This window comes from Pseudomonas ceruminis, from assembly GCF_021602025.1.
Classification (GTDB): domain Bacteria; phylum Pseudomonadota; class Gammaproteobacteria; order Pseudomonadales; family Pseudomonadaceae; genus Aquipseudomonas; species Aquipseudomonas ceruminis.
In genome coordinates, this window is the sequence record NZ_BQHW01000033.1 from 28,896 (window position 1) to 48,150 (window position 19,255).

Sequence of the window (19,255 nt, forward strand, 5' to 3'; positions counted from 1 at the left end):
GCATGGCATTCGAAACCATCCTGTTGGACATCCACGGCAAGGTCGGCCTGATCACACTGAACCGCCCGCAGGCGCTGAACGCCCTGAATGCGCAGATCGTCGGCGAAATCAACCAGGCCCTGGACCAGCTCGAGCGTGACCCAAACATCGGCTGCGTGGTGCTGACCGGCTCGGCCAAGGCCTTTGCCGCTGGCGCCGATATCAAGGAAATGGCTGACCTCAAGTACCCGCAGATCTACGTCGACGACCTTTTCAGCGACGCCGACCGTATTGCCAACCGGCGCAAGCCGATCATCGCCGCGGTCTCCGGCTTTGCCTTGGGCGGAGGGTGTGAGCTGGCGATGATGTGCGATTTCATCCTTGCTGCCGACAACGCCAAGTTCGGCCAACCGGAAATCAACCTTGGGGTACTTCCAGGCATGGGCGGCACTCAGCGCTTGACCCGCGCCGTGGGCAAGGCCAAGGCCATGGAGCTGTGCCTGACGGGGCGTCTGATGGGCGCCGAGGAAGCCGAGCGTGCTGGCCTGGTTGCGCGTGTAGTGCCCCAGGCCGAGTTGGTCGATGAAGCGCTGAAGGTGGCAGCGACCATCGCGAGCAAATCGATCCCGGTAAGCATGATGGTCAAGGAGAGCGTCAACCGCGCCTTTGAAGTGACCTTGAGCGAAGGGGTGCGCTTTGAGCGCCGCGTGTTCCACGCCGCCTTCGCCACTGAAGACCAGAAAGAAGGCATGGCGGCCTTCGTCGCCAAGCGTGAAGCGCAGTTCAAGGACCGCTGATGGCCCCCTGGGCGCTGCTTGCAGCGCTCAGGCTCGCACGTGGAGCACCGGCTTGGATGCCAGTGATCGTATGTGGGGTCGGGCCTGCAAAGCCGCGTACGCTGAGGGCCAGAGCCCACCGGCTGGCGGAATCGATGTCATTTCCGGCAAATTCCCCCTTTATTGCAGTTGCTCCATGCGACGTGGAGCCTTAGACTGCCGCCCCCTGTAAAAGAGTGCCGGTTGGCGCTTGAAGAATTCCGTTGCCCACGCCCTGGCGTCGGCGACACCCGAATCGCCCAAATGCACATTTTTTCATAGAGAAATCGATGACCAAGGAACAGTTGCTGGCCATGTCGGCCGATGACTACATGAACGCTGACCAGCTGGCCTTCTTCACTGGGCTGCTGCAAGCGATGAAAGTCGAAACCCATGAACGCATCGAGCTGAGCCGTGCCACCATCGAAAGCCTGGATACGCCCTCGGACCCTGCCGATGTGGCCTCGGTTGAAGAAGAGCGCCATTGGCTGGTGAACGCGATCGAACGCGACCAGCGCCTGTTGCCGCAGCTGGAGATGGCGCTGGGCCGTATTGCTGATGAAAGCTTCGGCTGGTGCGACGACAGTGGTGAGCCGATCGGCTTGCAGCGCTTGCTGATCAGCCCGACCACCAAGTACTGCATCGAAGCCCAGGAGCGTCACGAGCAGCTCGACCGTCATCAGCGCCAGATCTGACTGAGCGTTACGTGCCAAGCCCCATGGAGCAGTCCCTGGGGCTTTTTGCGTTTCTTGACGTGGCGGCGCGTCGATTGGTGCTGATGACGCAACACTGCTATACCAACGTTGGCTTTTACCGGCGCAATGGCGCGCGTATCATGGCTACATCGTTAGGTTGCTAATTAAATTCCGGAGGGAATGATGAATAGCCGCGTCGATGTAGCCGTGATGATTGGGTCGGGCGTGCCCGCCACCTTGCAGGCCCTCGGCAAACGGGTATGTTGGGTGGTATTGGTCAACGGCGAGCGCCGAGGCACCGCGTTTGCCACCCGAGAAGAGGCGTTGGAGTGTCAGGCGGCCTGGTTGCAACAGGTGCAAAAGGGCCAAGCCGCCTGAGCGCACTTCAGCGCTCCAGGCTTCGGGCCAGCTCACAGGCGTCATGGTGACGGCGGCGAAAGCCCTTGACGCGGCCAGTGGCGCTTTCAGTGATATGGAAGAACTCGATACCAGCGGGTATCACAACGTAACGGGGCCTTGAGCGGTAAGAAATGCTCATTGCCTCTCGACGGATTTCAGTGTTTTCGTGCATATTTCTTACCCAGTAGTGCGCTGATGGTGTGCAGAGCCCGTTCTGCCGAGGGGCTGGCTGTTATCTATCGCATCTTTTCTGGCGGAGTAGTTGTAAGACTTTACGCATCCCGGTTGTGGAATGTCCCTAAAGCCTCTGTCGAGGCTACGTCTGGCAAGCCAGAGTAAAGTTTCCTGCATGTTGTATCGCCAGTAGGCACAGACGTTTCGTTCATCGCTTCATTACTCTTTTCGTCCATCGAATAGCAAGGCCGTGCCTCACCGACTCCGTGTGGGGGCGGATGTCACCGGTTTGAGGATTACTTCATTGGCAGTCAGTACTCTGGATACCCACGCGTTGTTTGCCCTTGGCGATTTGCGTGGCAAGTTGGCCAAGCTGTTTCAAGGCCGTTTCGTATACGTCACCGAGCAGAACCCCGAAGGCCTGTACATGGCCGAGATCGATACCGAGAGTGCATTGGTGGTCGATGACAAACAGCGCCTGGAGCTCAAAGTCGGCGACCACTTTCGCGCCGCCGTATTGCCTAGCCGTGAAGGCGGCAAGCTAGAGATGCGCTTTCGCGAGATCAAGCTCAATGTCTACGGTGTAGGGGACTATGCCTTTGTCTCGGTACCAGAAGGTGAAGGTATCGTGTTCCGCGAAGGCCAGGGCGTGATGCTGGTGTTCGCTGCCCAGCAACAAGTGCAGGAAGGCTTGGGCAAGTTGCTCAAGGCAGTGACGGGCAAGGTCGCAAAATGGCGCAAGGGCGAGCTGACCACGTTCAAGGCAAGTGAATGAGCGACGTTGGTGAGCCGCAGGGCAGCCGTGCCGCGTTCCATCGCCAGCATCAGGCCCAAGCGCTGGCGCAGGCCGAATACTTGCTGGCTCGACGCGACGAGATGCAGAGCGCCTGGGTGAACTGGGTGGCAGCCCAGCTCTACCAGCTTGGCCCGCCACCCTATGTGGCCATGGTTCGCCGTGAGTTGCAACGCCTCACCCAGGGGTGAGGTTGCCGCGATCAGTTACCGCGATCCCGACCGCTGCTGACTTCCTCGGGCACCGGATCCCCGGCCATGCGCTTGCGAAACAGTGCTGCCCTGGCCAGCAGCAACGTGGTGACAGGCACCGTGATCGACAGCAGGATGGGGATCAGCCAGGCGTGAAGTACCGGGCTTTCCTTGAGCCACGAGAAGTAGATGATCGAAGCCAGTGAAACGCACCAGGCGCCGATGGTCGAGGCCAGGGCGGGTGGGTGCATACGCTGGAAATAGTCCTTCAGGCGCAGCAGGCCAATGGCTCCGATCAGCGCAAACAGGCTGCCAAGCAGCAGCAAAGCGGCAGTCACCAGCTCCAGCCAGAACGGCAGTTCAAGGGCTTCGTTCATTCGATCACCTCACCGCGCAGCAGGAACTTGGCCAGGGCGAACGAGCCGACAAAACCGAACAGCGCTATCAGCAAGGCGCCTTCGAAGTAGGTGTCGCTGGCATAGCGAATCCCCAGCACCAGCATCATCAGCATGGCCAGGATGTACAGGTAGTCCAGCGCCAGCACCCGGTCCTGGGCGGAGGGGCCGCGAAACAGCCTGATCAGCGCCAGGCCCATGGCCAGGGCGAAGATGAACAGGCTGGCGAGGACTGCATTGGCGAGCAGGCCTGTCATTCGAATATCTCCATCAGCGGGCGTTCGTAGGTCTGTTTGAAATGCTCGATGAAGGCGCTTTCATCCTCCAGGTCGAACACGTGCAGCAACAGTACGCTGCGGTCCAGGGCCAACTCTGACCAGACCGTGCCGGGCACCACGGTGGTGATCATCGATAGCGCGGCCAGGCCGTGGGCGTCGTGTAGGTCCAGGGGGATGTGCACGAAGGCCGAGCGTGGCGGCCGTTGCCCGGCACCCAGCACGCCGCGTGCCACCTGCAGGTTGGAGCGGATGACATCCAGGCCGACCCGGCCAATCAGTTTTGCCACCGTCAGTGGGCGCCGCACATGGGCGTGCTGTGGCCGCAGCGGTGCCATCAGCAACGGTGCGAAGATGCCGAGTACGGCCGCGAGCAGCAGGTTACCCGGGCTGACCGACAGGTTAAGCAACAGCCATAGCACGAACAGTGCGACGGAGAGCAGCGGAGCGGGGAACAGTCGGCTCATGGCTGCACCTGTGCGTCTGGTGTGGTTGGGCCCGGGACAGGCTGCGCGGCCATCACGGCCTTGATGTAGGCGTCAGGCGCTTGCAGGCTGGCGGCAGTGTCCTGGGTGTAGCGCAGCAACGGTTCGGCGCGGAAACTGAGCACCATGCAAAGGCTCAGTAGAATCACGATCGGCAGACATTCGTAGCGACGCAATAAAGGCGATGGGCGCTCCTCGGGTTTCCAGAACCGCTGGATACCTACGCGGCCGAAGGCGATCAGCGAGGCCATCCCCGACAGTATCAGCAGGGCAACCAGTGCCCAGCCTGCCACGCTCAGAGGCTGTTGAGACGGAACGCCGAGCCCCAGCGGGTTGAACAGCGCGCTGATCAGGTTGAGCTTGCCGACGAAACCCGACAGCGGTGGCATACCGATGATCAGCAACGCGCAGGCGATGAAGCTCAGGCCGAGGAACGCCATGGTCCAGGGGATGATCTGGCCGATGACTGCCTTTTGCTCATCGTCGAGGTTGATGCCTTTGGGTGGATGCAACGATTCGAGCGGAGGAGGCATGGCCCCCTCTTCATCCTCCAGGGGGGCTTCGTTGGCCGAACGTGAGCGTTCGACGAGCTCGGCCAGAAGGAACAGGGCACACAGTGCCAGCGTCGAGTTCACCAGGTAGAACAGGGCAGCCCCGGTCAGTGCCGTCTGGGCAAAGCCGACAGCGCCAAGCAGGGTGCCTGCGGACACCAGGATGCTGAGCGCGGCCATGCGTTCCAGGCGTTGGGCGGCCAGAATCGACACTGCGGCAACGGCCAACGTGACCAGGCCACCATAGACCAGCCACTGGCCACCGAAATGCGCCGATGCCCCGGCTTGCCCCGAGAACAGCAGCGTCCACAGGCGCAGTACCGCATACAGGCCAACTTTGGTCATGATGGCGAACAGCGCGGCAACCGGTGCGCTGGCCGAAGCATATGCCGGCACCAGCCAGAAATTCAGCGGCCAGATACCGGCCTTGACCAGGAAGGCCGTGGCCAGGATGGCCGCGCCGGCATGCAGCAAGCCGCGGTCGGCTTCCGGTACCAGCGGGATCTTCAGCGCAAGGTCTGCCATGTTGAGGGTGCCGGTGACGCCGTAGAGCATGGCTGCGCCGATCAGGAACAGTGACGAGGCGAACAGGTTGATGGCGATGTAATGCAGGCCGGCGCGAACCCGCGCACGCCCGGAGCCATGCAGCAGGAGCCCATAGGAAGCTGCCAGCAGCACTTCGAAGAACACGAACAGGTTGAACAGGTCAGCGGTGAGGAAGGCGCCGTACAGGCCCATCAACTGTATCTGGAACAACGCATGGAAGCTGGCGCCGGCACCGTCCCAACGGGCGCGGGCGAACAGCAGGGCGCTGATGCCGATGACGCCGGTGAGGGTCAGCAACAGTGCCGACAGGTGATCGAGCACCAGCACGATACCGAAAGGCGCGGGCCAGTTACCCGGCAGGTAGACACCGATGGATTCCGCCTGGCCCTGGGCGCGCACCCAGAGCAACAGGCAGACGGCGATCGCCAGGCCGCTGAACGTCGAGAGCAGGTTGAGAAGCCCCTTGAGCCGACGATGTTTTTCGCCCAGGAGCAACATGACTGCGGCGGTCAGCAGCGGTAGCAGGATGGGCGCGACGATTAGTTGGCTCATCACACTCATTCGTCACGCTCCCGGCCATCTACGTGGTCGGTACCAGTCAGCCCGCGGGACGCCAGCAGCACCACCAGGAACAGCGCGGTCATGGCGAAACTGATGACGATCGCGGTGAGTACCAAGGCTTGCGGCAGCGGGTCCGTGTAGTGCAACAGGTCCTGGGTCACTCCCTCTTTGATGATCGGCTCCTTGCCGATGAACAGGCTGCCCATGCTGAAAATGAACAGGTTGACACCGTATGACAGCAGGCACAGGCCCATGATCACCTGGTAGGTACGGGGGCGCAGGATCAGCCACACCCCCGAGGCGGCCAGTACACCGATGGCGACTGCAATGACTTCTTCCATCAGGCGGCTCCTGCTTGGCTGGATTTCGACGGGTTGCCCGGGCGGTAGGCACGCACCGACTGGTGCGCCAGGGCAGTGAGTATCAGCAGGGTCGAGCCGACCACCACGGTGTACACGCCGATGTCGAAGAACAGCGCGCTGGCCACATGCACCTCGCCGAGCAATGGCAGGTGCAGGTGGGCGGTATGGGTGGTCAGGAACGGATAACCCAGCAGCATGGCGCCAACCCCTGTCAGGGTCGCACACAGCAGCCCGGTGCCCATCCAGCGCAGCGGCCGCAGGCTCATCTGTGCCTCGACCCACTGGGTGCCGGCCACCATGTACTGAAGAATGAATGCCACCGACATCACCAGGCCCGCCACGAAGCCGCCGCCTGGTTGATTGTGACCCCGCATGAACAGGTACATCGACACCAATAGGGCGATCGGCAACAGCAGGCGTACCAGCACCGCGGGCACCATCATGAAGCCCAGTGCGGTGTCGGTGGCGTGGCGCGGGTTGATCAGGTCGGTAACCACATCAGGCGCCAGTTGCCGCTGCTGGGACGGTAACTGCATGCTTTCCTTGGGCGGACGGAAGCGGCGCAGCAGGGCGAACACAGTGAGTGCCACCGCCACCAGTACGGTGATCTCGCCGAGGGTATCGAAACCGCGGAAGTCTACCAGCATCACGTTCACCACATTGGTGCCGCCGCCCTGGGGCAGTGCCCGGCTCAGGTAGAACGAAGAGATGTCATTTGGCGTCGGGCGGGTCAGCATGGCGTAGGACAGCACGGCCATGCCACCACCGACCAGCACCGCCAGCAATAGGTCGCGCAAGCGCCGCATGCGGGCACGGTCGAGGCTGCCGGGCAGCGGCGAGACGCCTTCGATACGCCGAGGGAGCCAGCGCAGGCCGAGCAGGATGAGCACCGTGGTCACCACCTCGACCACCAGTTGGGTCAAGGCAAGGTCCGGTGCGGAGAACCAGACGAAGGTGATGCAGGTCATCAGGCCGCAGACACCGACCATGATCAACGCGGCAAGACGGTGATACTTCGCCTGGTAGGCAGCGCCGATGGCACAGGCGATGGCGATCAGCCAGAGGGCGACGAACACGCCGGAGCCGGGGATTTTGGGCCGGTCGCCCCAGGTCAGGCCGCTGTACAGCATAGGTGTGATGCCGGCGAGGAAGGCGGCCAGCACGAGCATGAACAGCTGTGACTGCAAACGGCGCGTTGTCAGTAGCGCTTCGATACGTCGGGCTAGCAGCATCAGGTGTACCAGACCCTGCTCGAACAGGCGCTTGCCGTTGAAACGCTCGATCAGCGGCGGATAAGGGAAGCGCCCACGGCGCAGCTGGTTGCGCAGCAGCAGGTAGAGCACGATGCCACCGCTCATGGCCACCAGGCTCATGATCAGGGGCGCATTCCAGCCGTGCCAGATGGCCAGGCTGTACTCCGGTAGCGTGCCCCCCACTACAGGCAAGGCGGCCGCCGCCAGCAACGGGCCGACCGACTGGGCGGGGAAAATCCCCACCACGAGGCAGGTCAGCACCAGCAGTTCGACCGGGGCGCGCATCCAGCGTGGCGGTTCGTGAGGCGTGTGTGGCAGGTCTTGGGCGGTCGGGCCGAAGAATACGTCGACAGTAAAACGCAGGGCATAGGCGACGCTAAAGGTGCCGGCTAGGGTGGCGATTACCGGCAGTGTGGCTTCGACCCAGGCGGTAGAACTGATGAAGACGGTTTCGGCAAAGAACATTTCCTTGGACAGGAAACCATTCATCAGGGGCACGCCGGCCATGGAGGCGCTGGCTACCATGGCCAGGGTCGCGGTGTAGGGCACCAGACGAATCAGGCCGCTGAGGCGACGGATGTCGCGGGTGCCGCTTTCATGGTCGATGATGCCGGCGGCCATGAACAGCGAGGCCTTGAAGGTGGCATGGTTGAGGATGTGGAACACTGCAGCGACGGCTGCCAGTGGGCTGTTCAGGCCCAGCAGCAGGGTGATCAGCCCGAGGTGACTGATGGTCGAGTAGGCCAGCAGGCCCTTGAGGTCGTTCTGGAACATGGCCGCGAAGGCGCCAAGCAACAACGTAATGGCCCCCGCGCCACCGACGATCCAGAACCATTCCTCGCTGCCCGACAGTACCGGCCACAGCCGCGCCAGCAGGAATACCCCGGCCTTGACCATGGTTGCCGAATGCAGGTAGGCCGATACCGGTGTGGGTGCCGCCATGGCATGGGGCAGCCAGAATTGGAAGGGAAACTGCGCGCTTTTGCTCAAGGCGCCGATCAGGATCAGCGGCAGCAGCACAGGGTAAAGCGCGTGTTGGCGAATGGTATCGCCGGCGGCCAGTACCTTGTCCAGGTCGTAGCTGCCGACCACATGCCCCAGCAGCACGGCACCGACCAGCAGGCACAGGCCGCCGGCACCGGTCACCATCAACGCCATGTAGGCGCCGCGTCGAGCGTCGGCGCGATGATGCCAATAGCCGATCAACAGGAACGAGAACAGGCTGGTTAGTTCCCAGAAGAACACCAGCTGGATCAGGTTGCCTGAGATGACCAGGCCAAGCATGGCTCCCATGAATGCCAGGAAGAAGGCAAAGAAGCGCGGTACCGGGTCCTGTGGCGACATGTAGTAGCGCGCATACAGTGAGACCAGGGTGCCGATGCCCAGCACCAGCAGAGAAAACAGCCACGCGAAGCCGTCCATGCGCAACACGAAGTTCAACCCCAGGCTGGGTAGCCAGAGGAATTCCTCGCGAATGACACCGCCGTGGGCGACCTGTGGGTACAGCAGTGCTACCTGGACGGTGCCGACCAAGGCCACGAGCCCGGCGAGAATGGACTCGGCGTTACGTGCGTTGTGCGGCAGCACAGCTGCCAGGCAACTGCCCACGAAGGGCAGAAGCAGTAGCACTATCAATGACATAGCGTTCTATTCTGGAAAGGTTTGCAAGGATCATACGTGCCGAGCAAGTGATCACCAACACGCAAGCTGTCGCAGAATCATACAAACAGGGTGTGACACGCTATTTTTTTATAACAGTTTTTTACAAAGCATAGCTGCAGTTACCCACTTCAACGGCCGGTTTCTCGCTCGCATTCGTGATGCTCATCGCGTTCTTCGGGGACCAAGGCGGTACGCCGAACCTTAAGCTCGCTGACCACCACCGCGACCACGATCAGTAACCCGCCAAGCAGCGCCACGCCGGGCAAGCGCTCGCCGGCTATGCGCCCCACGATCCCCGCCCACACCGGTTCGCCAGCGTAGATCAGTGTGGCGCGGGTCGGTGATACGGACTTCTGCGCCCAGTTCATCGCCACCTGAATCACCGCGCTCATGGCGCCCAAGCCCAGGGCGCTGAGCAGCAGCAACCAGGAAAAGTCAGGAATTCGCTCTTGGGTAGGGACGATCATCAGGAACGACAGCAGCGATGCGGTTGCCAGCTGCACCACCGTTACCCGCCGCACGTCCACCTGCCCGGCATAGCGGCTGATCAGGATGATCTCGCCCGCGATGGCCACGGCGCTCACCAGCGTCACCACTTCGCCTTCGCTGAAATGCAGCGCACCGCCCTCAGGCCCAGCAAGCAGCATCAGGCCTGCAAAGGCCAGGCAGATGCCGATGCTTGGCATCAGCCCTGGCCGCCGGCCCAGTACCAACCACTGCAATAGCGGCACGAAGGGTACATATAGCGCGGTGATGAACGCCGACTGGCTGCTGCTGATGGTTTGCAGGCCCATGGTCTGCAAGCCGTAACCGAGCATGATGGAAACACCGATCAGCGCGCCGGCCTTCAGTTCGGTGAAGGTCAGGCCGGATAGCGCACGCGCAGAAAACAGGCCGACGAACAGGGCTGCCGCTGCGAAGCGCAAGCCGACGAAGAACATCGGGCCGCTGACGGTCATCACGTTGTGAACGAGCAGGAAGGTGCCGCCCCACAGCATAGTGATGAACACCAGCACGATCTCGGCCTTGCTCAGACGAAAGGACAGGGCGGTTCTTGGGTTACTGCTCGGTAGGGTCATGCTCTTGCACACTCGAAGGGGGGGGCGCACAATCTGCGCAAAGTGGGCAGTATACTGCGCAGTCCGTACAAGTGAGCGATAGAGTGCACAAAGATTTCCCCCACCGAGCGTCGGTGCTGCAGCATGTCAGCCTGAATGTCCGTAGCTTGCGCAATGCGGCGGGTATGAGCCAGAGCGCCCTGGCCGAACGGTCAGGTGTCAGCCGGCGTATGCTGGTAGCGATCGAGGCCGGGGAAAAAAACGTCAGCCTGACAACCCTCGATCGGATTGCCGAAGCGCTCGGCGTTGCCTTCAGCACGCTGATCCAGGCGCCCGACCGGCGCGATCCCAGCCGCATCGATGAGCTGGCCTGGGCCGGTGAGCACCCGCAAAGCAAGGCGGTGCTGCTGGCCAGTAGCACCGCCTGCCGGGAAGTGGAGATCTGGGCGTGGACCCTGGCACCGGGTGAGCGCTACGCCAGCGAAGCGGATGCCGAGGGCTGGAGCGAGCAGATCTATGTGGCCGAAGGGCAACTTACGCTGATTATCGAAGGTGTGGAGCATTGCTTGCAGGTCGGGCAGTTTCATGTGTTTGCCAGCAACTGCAGGTATGCCTACCGCAACGATGGTGATGTGCCTACCCGCTTCGTGCGCAACGTGGTGATTTGACGGGTCAGCCGTTCAGCAGCTCGTCGGTCTTCACTACGCTGGCATACGCGAACGCTAATGCCGCCATCGTCGCGTCATGCACCTGTGCGGCCGGCACCTGCTTGCCGTTGAAGTCCAGGGGCAGGGTAGCGCAGGCGTCGTGTGCCACCGTTACGTCATAGCCGAAGTCGGCAGCGGCTCGAGTAGCGGCATCGACACACATGTGGCTCATGCTGCCGACAATGGTCAGGGCCTTGACGCCTTGCTGATCCAGCAGGTGCTTGAGGTTGGTGTCGAGAAACGCATTGACCTTGTGCTTGAGTACTACCGGTTCGTCGTCCACAGGCAGGACTTTTGGGTGGATCGCCGCACCGCGCGAGCCTGGTGCGAAGAACGGCGCGTCGGCGCTGTTGAATTCATGGCGTACATGCACCACCAGGTCGCCGCGCTGTCGCGCCGCGTCCAGCAGCCTGGCGGCGTTGTCGGCAGCCCGTTCAGCGCCGTCCAGGGGCCATTTGCCACTGGGGAAATAATCGTTCTGGATGTCGATGATGATCAGCGCCTGCTTGCTCATGCTGCCTCCTGTGGCAGTAGTGGTTAGATGCCAATAGTTATAGGCTGTGCGCACCGAGTTGAGGATTGGCGCGATCGACACAATGACGGCAAAAACTGACAGCACCGACAACCTGGAGATCGGCCTGCTGCTTTACCCGGGCGCGCAGCGTGCGGCTGTGCTTGGCCTTGCCGATCTGTTCAGCGTAGCCAACCAGGTGGCCGCCGAACTCGGCGCAAACGAACTGCCACAGATTCGCGTCAGCCATTGGCAAGCGGATGAGGCAGGGCAATTGCGGCTCACCGAAGCTAGCCGGCGCTGTGCAATCCAGAACGTGCGCGTATTGATCATCCCGCCGAGCCTGGCGTCGACACCGTCATCAGCGCTGCTCGAGCGCCACCGGGGAGCGCTGTGCGTATGGCACGGTCAGGGTACAGTGCTGGCCTCTGTCTGCATTGGCGTGTTCTTCATCGCTGCCAGCGGCTTGCTGGATGGCCGTTCGGCGAGTACACACTGGAACTACGCCCAAACACTCTCACAGCGTTACCCCAAGGTCCGGGTTGAGGCCAACCAGCCGTTGCTGGATGACGGAGACATCATGACCTCTGCCGGATTGATGGCATGGACCGAGCTCGGTCTGCGCCTGCTGGATCGTTTTCTCGGCGCCACGGTAGCTTGGGAAACGGCACGTTACCTTTCCGTCGAGCCCGTCATGGCACCTTTGCCCGGGGCGCTGTTCAGCCCACGGCTGGACCACGGCGATGGGGCGGTGCTCAAGGTGCAGCACTGGTTGCAGGCCATTGGCGCGCGGGACGCTGACCTGGCGGGCATGGCCGCTTGCGCCGGGCTGGAAGAACGAACGTTTCTACGCCGTTTCCGAGCCGCTACGGGCTTGAAGCCAACGGAGTATTGCCAGCAAGTGAGGGTGGGGCGGGCGTGTCGGATGCTGGAGTTCACTCGGCGCAATGTCGAACAGATCGCCTGGGGCGTTGGGTACCAGGATCCGGGTGCGTTTCGCAAGGTGTTCCAGCGAATAACCGGCCTGACCCCCAGTGATTATCGGCGGCGCCTTGCACTGCAAGCATGACGCGCCGCTCAGGGCAAATGCGGTCCGGGGCCTGCGTCTGCCAGGTGATCCTGCCGGTTGCGCAACGGGCACTCCTTTAATGACATGCAGCCGCAGCCAATGCAGCCGTCCAGTTGATCGCGCAGCAGGAGCATCTCGTCGATACGGCGATTGAGGTCTTCGCGCCAGCCTTGCGACAACCGTTGCCAGTCTTCGGCCGTGGGAACGTGGTCGTTCGGCAAGGCGGCTAGAGCCCTTGCGATATCGGCCAAGGGGATGCCCAGGCGCTGGGCCATCTTGATTACCGCCACACGCCGTAGCATCGCCCGTGGATAGCGACGCTGGTTGCCTGAGTTGCGGGTGCTCTGGATCAACCCTTTGGTTTCATAGAAGTGCAGGGCCGTGACGGCCACGCCACTGCGTGCGGCCAACTGACCGACGCTGAGCAGCTTGTCCTGGGCCACCGGCGTATGTTCTCGCATGCAAAAAACTCTTGACCTTGAGTTGACTGGAGGTTTTACCCTGCTGGCCATTGCGCTGCAAGCGTCCGGAGCAAGGAGACTGTCCATGACGGCCAAGCCGCATCCCCTGTGGTTTACCCAGATGATCGAGTATGAAGTGCCTGTCGTCCGGCAGGCAGCACTGGCCCATGCGCTCATCGCGCGCAGCGAGGCGCTGACTGCACGGTGTTACGGCCTGCAAGGCGTTAGCGTCCACGCCAGCGACGACGGCAGCCGGGTATTGCAGTACCTGCAATGGGAGTCGCGCCAGGCCTGGGCAGCGTCAGCGCAGTGCTTTGTCGAGGAGCCGTTTCTCGACCTGCTGTGCCGGTATCAGGCACGTGGTGTCAACTTTGCCGCCTATCAGGCGCTGCACAGTGTGATGCGCGGGGCCGGTGGTGGCCTGCATTGCGCGCTCGGCGGGGCTCAGGCATACCAAGGCGCGTAATGGGGGTAACGGTCCAGGCGGGCGCCGATGACCATCTCGCTGACCCACGCCGCCAGTATCGAGCTGTAGGCTTTCTGGCTCTCCTCGCTGGAGAGCGCATGATCGGCCCCGTCGACCATGCGGTGGGTGAGCGAATGGGCGCTGACGAACGCCGAGCGGTAGCTCATCAGCGTTGCATGCGGTACGTAGTCGTCCTGTTCCGACTCGACCAACAGGACATCGCCGCCAAATTCTGCACAGGCGCTAAGCGCGCGGTTATCGGCCGGACCGAGCGCTCGCTGGCGGTAGGCGTTGAGGCGCTGGCGGTCGAGGGTTTGCTTGGGCGCATCCCAGTCGTCGTCCCAGTACATGGCCGGGACGCGTAGGGCCAGCCACTTCACTGGCCGCTGCAGGGTCAGCAAAGTGGCTAGGTAGCCACCATAACTGCTGCCGATGACGGCAATGGCACTGCTGTCTACTGCGGGGTGACTGAGGAGGCGGTCGTAGGCGGCCAGCAAATCCTTGAGGTTTTGTTCGCGGGTTACCGTAAGGCGCTGGCTTTCGGTCTTTTCGTGACCGCGCAGGTCGAACGTCATGCACACGCAGCCCAGGCCGGTGATGTGCCGGGCGCGTGCCAGGTCACGCTGCTGGCTGCCGCCCCAGCCGTGGACAAAGAGAATGCCGGGCATCTTGCTCCCTGGGCTGACCAGGGTGCCGACGATGCTGTCATTCTCGACGTGCAGCTCAACGGTTTCACTCTGAATGGTCATGGTCGCGAATCCGCGCGAATTTGCTGAATTGTCCGAGTTCACTGTCGTTTCCTTGATAGAAGAGGGTGGCGTCAGCGGGGAGATCAAGCGCACCGAACACTTCATGGGTGGAGGCGCGCACCCGCTGCAGCGCGGGGTCGTCGGCAAACGCCTGCAATGCCAGCAGCTCTGCGCTGCTGGCCCCGCCCAGGCGCCACGATTGCTCCAGCACACCACTGCGTAAATGGCCGTGGGCGTTGTTGCCGCGGGCTATGTCATAGTTACGCCGCGAGGCGATGAAACCGGGGAAGTGCTGCTCGGCGGCGTGCTCGTACAACATTGCCTGGTTGATCGCCAGGCGCAGAGGGTCTTCCAGGGGCAATTGCAGCAGGGCGTTATAGTCCCCGCGCACCAGCACCAGGTCGGAGCCGCCGTAGACCTCAACCCCCTGGTGGTCACGGGTCAGTTGCTGGGTGCCGTAGTAGCTGCAGGTCAGCCCGGCAACACGCACCTGGCCGACGCTGAAGGTCTGCACATTGCTCAGGTCTTCCTCCAGCACCAGTCCCCACAGCGCAAGGTCCTGATCTTCCATATTGGCCAGTAACGGCTCCAGCTCATGCAACTGAGTGATAACCTCCTGGCCACGTCCGGCACACGCCAGCACGGGTTTGATCCGTAGAGGCCCGTCTTGTAGCAGCAGTTGCGCGGCGCGTCGGGCATCGGCTTTGCTGAACACGGTATAGCCGCACAGCAGTGCATCGCTCGCCTGGCACGCGAAGGCGTCGGTCCAGCCTGGCGGGAAGCTGGCGTTGGCCGGCAGTGGGTGGGAGATTGCCTTGGTAGCCATGTAGGGATGGCTGACCAGGCCGCCGAACAGGTCCTGCTCAGAGCAGATACCCATTGCCACGTAGCGTTGCGGGTCGATCAGGGTTTCGGTGGGCAGGTAGTAGACGTTGTCCGCGGCGGTGTGCGGCTGATCAGGCTGTGCGCGGGTGCAGCCCAGCAGATGGGCGAGGCCATCGGCAAGCTTGAGATGCACCGCGTGCTCGTGTTCTGGCGTGTGCTCGCGGGTATCAAGGAGTACCACAGCGGTCTTCGGTTCGCAGGCACTGGACATGAGGATCGGCCTGTCTGCTATGAATGTATTGTGTGTGAAGCCCTTGCGTGTGGGAAGTTCAGCACAAGGCGATCGATGGTTGGTGCTGTGACGCGATCGCCATGATTGCAGGGCCGTGGTGGCTGCTCCATTATCGTCTCTGGATCAACCAAGATGTCGCCGCAGGAGTGCGCATGAACGTTCAGACCACCATTGAGCATCGAGTGCCGGAGCGCCTGGCGCGCGTGCGCGAAGTTTTGGCCAGGGCGGGTGTCGATGCCTTGCTGGTGCCTTCCGCCGACCCTCACCTTTCCGAGTACTTGCCGGGTTATTGGCAAGGACGCCGCTGGCTGTCTGGGTTCGATGGCTCGGTGGGTACCCTGGTAGTCACTGCGAGTTTTGCCGGTGTGTGGGTCGATAGCCGTTACTGGGAACAGGCCGAGAAAGAGCTGGCGGGCAGCGGTATCGAACTGATGAAGCTGCTACCCGGTAAGCCCGGTGCACTGGAGTGGCTGGGTGACAACGTTGCGGCAGAGGGTGTCGTGGCGGTTGATGGCGCAGTAATGGCCCTGGCGTCGGCGCGTCAGCTCGAGGAGCGGCTACGGGTTAAAGCGGTGCGCCTGATTACCGATCGAGATTTTCTGGCTGAGGTGTGGGAGGGCCGCCCGGCACTGCCTGACAATCCGGTTTACCAGCACTTGCCGCCCCATGCCACGGTCAGTCGAGCAGAAAAGCTTGCCTTGCTGCGTCGTGCGATGGCACAGAAAGGCGCAGAGTGGCACTTCATTGCGACCTTGGATGATATCGCCTGGTTGTTCAACCTGCGTGGTAGCGATGTGTCCTACAACCCGGTGTTCGTCTCCTTTGCGCTGATTGGCCAGGCGCAGGCGCTGTTGTTCGTGGGCGCAGGGAAGGTCGATGAACACCTGTGTCATGTGCTTTCAGTTGATGGCATCGAGGTGCGCGATTACACGCAGGTGCACCAGGGGCTTGCAGCGTTGCCGCCAGGCAGCACGTTGTTGGTCGACCCGGCACGGGTCACCTGTGGCCTGCTCAAGCACCTGGACGAACAGGTGCAACTGATCGAAGGATTGAACCCGACCACCCTGAGCAAATCATGCAAGGGTGAAGAGGAGCTGGTGCACATCCGGCGGGTGATGGAGCAGGATGGCGCGGCGTTGTGCGAATTCTTCGCCTGGTTTGAAGCGCAACACGGCAAGCAGGCAATCACCGAGCTGGACATCGATGCACAACTGAGCGCGGCGCGCGCTCGGCGTCCTGGTTTCGTTTCGCTGAGCTTCTCCACCATCGCCGCATTCAATGGCAATGGCGCGATGCCGCATTACCGTGCGACCGAACAGTCCCATGCGGTCATCGAGGGGGATGGCTTGCTGTTGATCGATTCGGGTGGCCAGTACCTGGGGGGGACCACCGATATTACTCGCATGGTTCCGGTAGGCGCGCCGAGCCTTGAGCAGAAGCAGGATTGCACGCGGGTGCTCAAGGGCATGATTGCACTGTCGCGGGCTACTTTTCCGCGCGGCATTCCGTCGCCGCTGCTCGATGCCATCGCGCGCGCGCCCATCTGGGCGGACCAGGTTGACTATGGCCATGGCACCGGGCACGGCGTGGGCTATTTCCTGAATGTACACGAAGGGCCCCAAGTAATTGCCTACCAGGCCGCCGCGACGCCGCAGACGGCCATGCAGGCGGGCATGATCAGCTCGATCGAGCCAGGCACCTACCGACCCGGCGCGTGGGGGGTGCGTATCGAGAACCTGGTGGTGAATCGGGATTCGGGCAAGAGCGCCTTTGGTGACTTCCTTGCTTTCGAAACGCTGACGCTATGCCCAATCGATACCCGTTGCCTGCTTGTGCAATTGCTGACCAAGGAAGAGCTCGGATGGTTGAACGCCTATCACTCGACAGTGCGTGAGCGCTTGACGCCACTGTTGGCGGGAGAGGCGTTGGCTTGGCTTGAAGCGCGTACAGCGCCGTTATGAGCGGCGCTGCAGATGGGTAGATGGACGGAGGGCAGCTCAAAGGCTGCCCTTTCGTTATTTACAGATGACGATCATGCTGCGGCTGGTGTACCCGGCCGGATTGATGCCGAACACATAATCACCTGGTTCCTCGTCGGTATCGCCAGAGCGCGCGATGACTTTGTAACCGCGTGTGCTGCACGAGATGGCGGCCTTGCTGTAGCACTTGTCCCAGGACGAAGAGAGGCCGGAGCAATTGATATGCAGGCCCTTTTTTCCTTTTTTGACCTCGGTCTTGGCCGTTGCGGCACATCCAGCCATGGCCAGGACGGCCAGGATGAGCAAAATACGTTTCATTCCTGTCCTTAAATGCAGGGCTGATCAGCTGTCTGACCCTGTCGTTATCGCTTCGGTTCTTCCTGAGTTTTCCCCAGCGCCCGTATTCATTCAAGTAGATAGCTAAAAGATTATGATTTTGTGACAGCTTAATCAGCAGAGCGGGGTGCCACAATGGTTAATCCTGTCTCAAATGAAAATATTTCTCAAATCAGTCGGCGGCGACCACGGGTGCCGCTTCCCGGCGCATGGACAGTGTGGCGCCTACCGATGCAGTAATGATTGCCAGGATGGCTAACCATTGGCTCGTACTCAGTACCTCGCCGAGAAACAGCAAACCGGAAAGCGCGCCGATGGCTGGTTCGATACTCATCAACGTCCCGAATGTGCGTGCAGGCATACGGGTCAGGGCCACCATTTCCAGGCTATACGGCAGGGCGGTCGAAAGTACCGCAACGCCGAGGGCCAGCGGGATGACGGCTGGCGTGAGCAAGGCACTGCCCGCATGGACGATACCAATGGGGGCAACGAACAAGGCGGCTACCACAACACCCAGCGCGGCGCTCTGGATGCCGTGCTCTGCGCCAGCACGCTGGCCAAAGAGAATATACAACGCCCAGCAGACACCTGCGCCGAGTGCGTAGGCCACCCCTATCGGATCGAGAGCCTGGCCGCCGTCGCCGACCGGAATCAGCAACAGCAAGCCGACTACCGCCACCGCAACCCACAGAAAATCAAGCGCTCGGCGTGAGGCAAAAAGTGCCACGGCCAAGGGACCGGTAAATTCAAGGGCGACGGCAATACCCAGCGGAGTCGTTTGCAGGGCCATATAGAAGAGGAAGTTCATGCCGCCCAGCGCCATGCCGTAGATCACTACGTTGCGCAGGGTGCTGACAGTCATGCGGACACGCCATGGGCGAAGAATAAGCAGCATGATGATGCTGGCGAATATCAGGCGCAGCGTTGTGGTGCCTTGTGCGCCAATGATGGGGAACATGCTTTTAGCCAAGGAGGCGCCGGACTGTATCGATGCCATGGCGATAAGCAGCAGGCCGATCGGGAAGAGAGTAGCGGCCAGGCTGCGGGGCTGGGTGTTCATGGGTGGGCGGCAATCCTTGGAATAGAGAAAGGCGGTTGGGCAATATAGTGCGCAATTGCTGTGCGCAGGCGCAAGGCTCTGATCACACCTTCTTTATTCTGGGCACGAGTGGCGTCGGCCTGCTGCGTTGCAGAGGCGTGATATTCCAGATTCATGAAATTAAAGGTTGACGGGGTTTCGAATCCCCTTATAATGCGCCCCACTTCCAGCGTAGTCGGAACGAGAAACTCCTTGAGATTCAATGAGTTAATCGATCCAGGTAGTACTGGAAGTGCTTCGGTCGTCTGATCGATAGCGGTTGAAACGGTGGTTGACAGCGCTACTAAACGCTGTATGATTCGCCTCCCGCTACGAGAGATCGCAGCGAGTCAAGTGTTTGAAGCTAAACGAGTTTCTCGGTAAAAACTTCAAAATAAACGCTTGACAGCGAATGAGGAAAGCGTAGAATGCGCGCCTCGGTTGAGACGAAGCGCTCTTAACCAAACGCTCTTTAACAAATTGAATCAAGCAATTCGTGTGGGTGCTTGTGAGTACGGACTGATAGTCACAAAGATTATCAGCATCACAAGTGGCCATGCGAGAAATCACATAGTCATTTGAGATTGC

At 61.4% G+C, this 19,255-nt stretch carries 24 protein-coding genes; 9 read left to right on the forward strand and 15 right to left on the reverse strand.

What is annotated here, in order from left to right:
• The first annotated feature begins 2 nt into the window (after window positions 1-2).
• The 3 genes from L6D80_RS26435 to L6D80_RS26445 all read left to right on the forward strand — a co-directional run bounded on the left by L6D80_RS26435 (window position 3) and on the right by L6D80_RS26445 (window position 1,867).
• The gene (locus L6D80_RS26435) at window positions 3-776 is read left to right on the forward strand and encodes an enoyl-CoA hydratase (protein WP_176515345.1); all 774 of its coding nucleotides are present in this window, start codon (window positions 3-5) and stop codon (window positions 774-776) included.
• A gap of 308 nt (window positions 777-1,084) precedes the next feature.
• Window positions 1,085-1,489, forward strand: coding sequence for a TraR/DksA family transcriptional regulator (locus tag L6D80_RS26440; RefSeq protein WP_012315289.1), 405 nt, complete (start codon window positions 1,085-1,087; stop codon window positions 1,487-1,489).
• Between the two features lie 183 nt (window positions 1,490-1,672).
• A complete protein-coding gene (locus L6D80_RS26445; RefSeq protein WP_054899868.1) occupies window positions 1,673-1,867 on the forward strand; it encodes a hypothetical protein in 195 nt (64 codons plus the stop codon).
• Between the two features lie 7 nt (window positions 1,868-1,874).
• Here L6D80_RS26445 and L6D80_RS26450 read toward each other — a convergent pair whose 3' ends face one another.
• The gene (locus tag L6D80_RS26450; RefSeq protein ID WP_156358061.1) at window positions 1,875-2,027 is read right to left on the reverse strand and encodes a hypothetical protein; all 153 of its coding nucleotides are present in this window, start codon (window positions 2,025-2,027) and stop codon (window positions 1,875-1,877) included.
• A gap of 339 nt (window positions 2,028-2,366) precedes the next feature.
• Here L6D80_RS26450 and L6D80_RS26455 point away from each other — a divergent pair, with 339 nt between their 5' ends.
• On the forward strand, window positions 2,367-2,837 hold the full coding sequence (locus tag L6D80_RS26455) for a hypothetical protein (RefSeq protein WP_039602828.1): 471 nt from the start codon (window positions 2,367-2,369) through the stop codon (window positions 2,835-2,837).
• Window positions 2,834-3,046: a hypothetical protein gene (locus L6D80_RS26460; protein ID WP_054899867.1), complete on the forward strand. Its 213-nt coding sequence runs from the start codon at window positions 2,834-2,836 to the stop codon at window positions 3,044-3,046. The genes L6D80_RS26455 and L6D80_RS26460 overlap by 4 nt, the downstream gene beginning before the upstream one ends.
• An 11-nt stretch (window positions 3,047-3,057) precedes the next feature.
• Here the strand turns inward: L6D80_RS26460 and L6D80_RS26465 are convergent, their stop codons facing one another.
• From L6D80_RS26465 to L6D80_RS26495, 7 genes are all read right to left on the reverse strand, one after another.
• A complete protein-coding gene (locus tag L6D80_RS26465; protein ID WP_054899866.1) occupies window positions 3,058-3,423 on the reverse strand; it encodes a Na+/H+ antiporter subunit G in 366 nt (121 codons plus the stop codon).
• The gene (locus tag L6D80_RS26470) at window positions 3,420-3,698 is read right to left on the reverse strand and encodes a K+/H+ antiporter subunit F (protein ID WP_054899865.1); all 279 of its coding nucleotides are present in this window, start codon (window positions 3,696-3,698) and stop codon (window positions 3,420-3,422) included. Before L6D80_RS26470 ends, L6D80_RS26465 begins: the two co-directional genes overlap by 4 nt.
• Window positions 3,695-4,183 carry a Na+/H+ antiporter subunit E gene (locus L6D80_RS26475; protein WP_054899864.1) on the reverse strand — a complete coding sequence of 163 codons (489 nt, stop codon included), beginning with the start codon at window positions 4,181-4,183 and terminating at the stop codon, window positions 3,695-3,697. The genes L6D80_RS26470 and L6D80_RS26475 overlap by 4 nt, the downstream gene beginning before the upstream one ends.
• Window positions 4,180-5,859, reverse strand: coding sequence for a monovalent cation/H+ antiporter subunit D (locus L6D80_RS26480; protein WP_176515342.1), 1,680 nt, complete (start codon window positions 5,857-5,859; stop codon window positions 4,180-4,182). Before L6D80_RS26480 ends, L6D80_RS26475 begins: the two co-directional genes overlap by 4 nt.
• The gene (locus L6D80_RS26485; RefSeq protein WP_012315281.1) at window positions 5,856-6,200 is read right to left on the reverse strand and encodes a Na+/H+ antiporter subunit C; all 345 of its coding nucleotides are present in this window, start codon (window positions 6,198-6,200) and stop codon (window positions 5,856-5,858) included. Before L6D80_RS26485 ends, L6D80_RS26480 begins: the two co-directional genes overlap by 4 nt.
• Window positions 6,200-9,115, reverse strand: a complete 2,916-nt coding sequence (locus tag L6D80_RS26490; RefSeq protein ID WP_054899862.1) for a monovalent cation/H+ antiporter subunit A — start codon at window positions 9,113-9,115, stop codon at window positions 6,200-6,202. The genes L6D80_RS26485 and L6D80_RS26490 overlap by 1 nt, the downstream gene beginning before the upstream one ends.
• Before the next feature lie 149 nt (window positions 9,116-9,264).
• On the reverse strand, window positions 9,265-10,215 hold the full coding sequence (locus tag L6D80_RS26495; RefSeq protein WP_176515340.1) for a DMT family transporter: 951 nt from the start codon (window positions 10,213-10,215) through the stop codon (window positions 9,265-9,267).
• 83 nt (window positions 10,216-10,298) lie between these two features.
• Here L6D80_RS26495 and L6D80_RS26500 point away from each other — a divergent pair, with 83 nt between their 5' ends.
• Entirely contained in the window at window positions 10,299-10,862 is a 564-nt protein-coding gene (locus tag L6D80_RS26500; RefSeq protein WP_054899860.1) for a helix-turn-helix domain-containing protein, read from the forward strand.
• Window positions 10,863-10,866: 4 nt separating this feature from the next.
• Here the strand turns inward: L6D80_RS26500 and L6D80_RS26505 are convergent, their stop codons facing one another.
• Window positions 10,867-11,415, reverse strand: a complete 549-nt coding sequence (locus tag L6D80_RS26505; RefSeq protein WP_054899859.1) for a cysteine hydrolase family protein — start codon at window positions 11,413-11,415, stop codon at window positions 10,867-10,869.
• A gap of 82 nt (window positions 11,416-11,497) precedes the next feature.
• Here L6D80_RS26505 and L6D80_RS26510 point away from each other — a divergent pair, with 82 nt between their 5' ends.
• Window positions 11,498-12,481 carry a GlxA family transcriptional regulator gene (locus tag L6D80_RS26510; RefSeq protein ID WP_176515338.1) on the forward strand — a complete coding sequence of 328 codons (984 nt, stop codon included), beginning with the start codon at window positions 11,498-11,500 and terminating at the stop codon, window positions 12,479-12,481.
• An 8-nt stretch (window positions 12,482-12,489) separates the two neighbouring features.
• On the opposite strand, the gene soxR is transcribed toward L6D80_RS26510, so the two are convergent.
• Complete coding sequence (soxR, locus tag L6D80_RS26515; protein ID WP_176515336.1) at window positions 12,490-12,942, reverse strand: redox-sensitive transcriptional activator SoxR; 453 nt, start codon at window positions 12,940-12,942, stop codon at window positions 12,490-12,492.
• A gap of 85 nt (window positions 12,943-13,027) precedes the next feature.
• On the opposite strand from soxR, the gene L6D80_RS26520 reads away from it, so the two are divergent.
• Window positions 13,028-13,408: an antibiotic biosynthesis monooxygenase gene (locus L6D80_RS26520; RefSeq protein ID WP_054899856.1), complete on the forward strand. Its 381-nt coding sequence runs from the start codon at window positions 13,028-13,030 to the stop codon at window positions 13,406-13,408.
• Here L6D80_RS26520 and L6D80_RS26525 read toward each other — a convergent pair.
• A complete protein-coding gene (locus tag L6D80_RS26525) occupies window positions 13,387-14,157 on the reverse strand; it encodes an alpha/beta hydrolase family protein (protein ID WP_176515334.1) in 771 nt (256 codons plus the stop codon). The genes L6D80_RS26520 and L6D80_RS26525 overlap by 22 nt on opposite strands.
• Window positions 14,141-15,259 (reverse strand): DUF3182 family protein, encoded by a 1,119-nt coding sequence (locus L6D80_RS26530; protein WP_176515363.1) that lies wholly within the window; start codon window positions 15,257-15,259, stop codon window positions 14,141-14,143. Before L6D80_RS26530 ends, L6D80_RS26525 begins: the two co-directional genes overlap by 17 nt.
• Before the next feature lie 167 nt (window positions 15,260-15,426).
• Here L6D80_RS26530 and L6D80_RS26535 point away from each other — a divergent pair, with 167 nt between their 5' ends.
• Entirely contained in the window at window positions 15,427-17,235 is a 1,809-nt protein-coding gene (locus L6D80_RS26535; RefSeq protein WP_176515332.1) for an aminopeptidase P family protein, read from the forward strand.
• A 54-nt stretch (window positions 17,236-17,289) separates the two neighbouring features.
• On the opposite strand, the gene L6D80_RS26540 is transcribed toward L6D80_RS26535, so the two are convergent.
• The 3 genes from L6D80_RS26540 to L6D80_RS26550 form a co-directional block, all read right to left on the reverse strand.
• Window positions 17,290-17,571 (reverse strand): hypothetical protein, encoded by a 282-nt coding sequence (locus tag L6D80_RS26540; protein WP_176515331.1) that lies wholly within the window; start codon window positions 17,569-17,571, stop codon window positions 17,290-17,292.
• Window positions 17,572-17,761: 190 nt separating this feature from the next.
• Entirely contained in the window at window positions 17,762-18,649 is an 888-nt protein-coding gene (gene rhtA, locus L6D80_RS26545; RefSeq protein WP_176515329.1) for a threonine/homoserine exporter RhtA, read from the reverse strand.
• Window positions 18,646-18,891, reverse strand: coding sequence for a hypothetical protein (locus L6D80_RS26550; protein WP_182387239.1), 246 nt, complete (start codon window positions 18,889-18,891; stop codon window positions 18,646-18,648). Before L6D80_RS26550 ends, rhtA begins: the two co-directional genes overlap by 4 nt.
• Between the last annotated feature and the right edge of the window lie 364 nt (window positions 18,892-19,255).

Coding starts and splice junctions, on each gene's coding strand:
- L6D80_RS26435 (WP_176515345.1), top strand. CDS start 3: ATGGCATTCGAAACCATCCTGTTGGACATCCACGGCAAGGTCGGCCTG.
- L6D80_RS26440 (WP_012315289.1), top strand. CDS start 1,085: ATGACCAAGGAACAGTTGCTGGCCATGTCGGCCGATGACTACATGAAC.
- L6D80_RS26445 (WP_054899868.1), top strand. CDS start 1,673: ATGAATAGCCGCGTCGATGTAGCCGTGATGATTGGGTCGGGCGTGCCC.
- L6D80_RS26450 (WP_156358061.1), bottom strand. CDS start 2,027: ATGAGCATTTCTTACCGCTCAAGGCCCCGTTACGTTGTGATACCCGCT.
- L6D80_RS26460 (WP_054899867.1), top strand. CDS start 2,834: ATGAGCGACGTTGGTGAGCCGCAGGGCAGCCGTGCCGCGTTCCATCGC.
- L6D80_RS26465 (WP_054899866.1), bottom strand. CDS start 3,423: ATGAACGAAGCCCTTGAACTGCCGTTCTGGCTGGAGCTGGTGACTGCC.
- L6D80_RS26470 (WP_054899865.1), bottom strand. CDS start 3,698: ATGACAGGCCTGCTCGCCAATGCAGTCCTCGCCAGCCTGTTCATCTTC.
- L6D80_RS26475 (WP_054899864.1), bottom strand. CDS start 4,183: ATGAGCCGACTGTTCCCCGCTCCGCTGCTCTCCGTCGCACTGTTCGTG.
- L6D80_RS26480 (WP_176515342.1), bottom strand. CDS start 5,859: ATGAGTGTGATGAGCCAACTAATCGTCGCGCCCATCCTGCTACCGCTG.
- L6D80_RS26485 (WP_012315281.1), bottom strand. CDS start 6,200: ATGGAAGAAGTCATTGCAGTCGCCATCGGTGTACTGGCCGCCTCGGGG.
- L6D80_RS26490 (WP_054899862.1), bottom strand. CDS start 9,115: ATGTCATTGATAGTGCTACTGCTTCTGCCCTTCGTGGGCAGTTGCCTG.
- L6D80_RS26495 (WP_176515340.1), bottom strand. CDS start 10,215: ATGACCCTACCGAGCAGTAACCCAAGAACCGCCCTGTCCTTTCGTCTG.
- L6D80_RS26505 (WP_054899859.1), bottom strand. CDS start 11,415: ATGAGCAAGCAGGCGCTGATCATCATCGACATCCAGAACGATTATTTC.
- L6D80_RS26510 (WP_176515338.1), top strand. CDS start 11,498: ATGACGGCAAAAACTGACAGCACCGACAACCTGGAGATCGGCCTGCTG.
- soxR (WP_176515336.1), bottom strand. CDS start 12,942: ATGCGAGAACATACGCCGGTGGCCCAGGACAAGCTGCTCAGCGTCGGT.
- L6D80_RS26520 (WP_054899856.1), top strand. CDS start 13,028: ATGACGGCCAAGCCGCATCCCCTGTGGTTTACCCAGATGATCGAGTAT.
- L6D80_RS26525 (WP_176515334.1), bottom strand. CDS start 14,157: ATGACCATTCAGAGTGAAACCGTTGAGCTGCACGTCGAGAATGACAGC.
- L6D80_RS26535 (WP_176515332.1), top strand. CDS start 15,427: ATGAACGTTCAGACCACCATTGAGCATCGAGTGCCGGAGCGCCTGGCG.
- L6D80_RS26540 (WP_176515331.1), bottom strand. CDS start 17,571: ATGAAACGTATTTTGCTCATCCTGGCCGTCCTGGCCATGGCTGGATGT.
- rhtA (WP_176515329.1), bottom strand. CDS start 18,649: ATGAACACCCAGCCCCGCAGCCTGGCCGCTACTCTCTTCCCGATCGGC.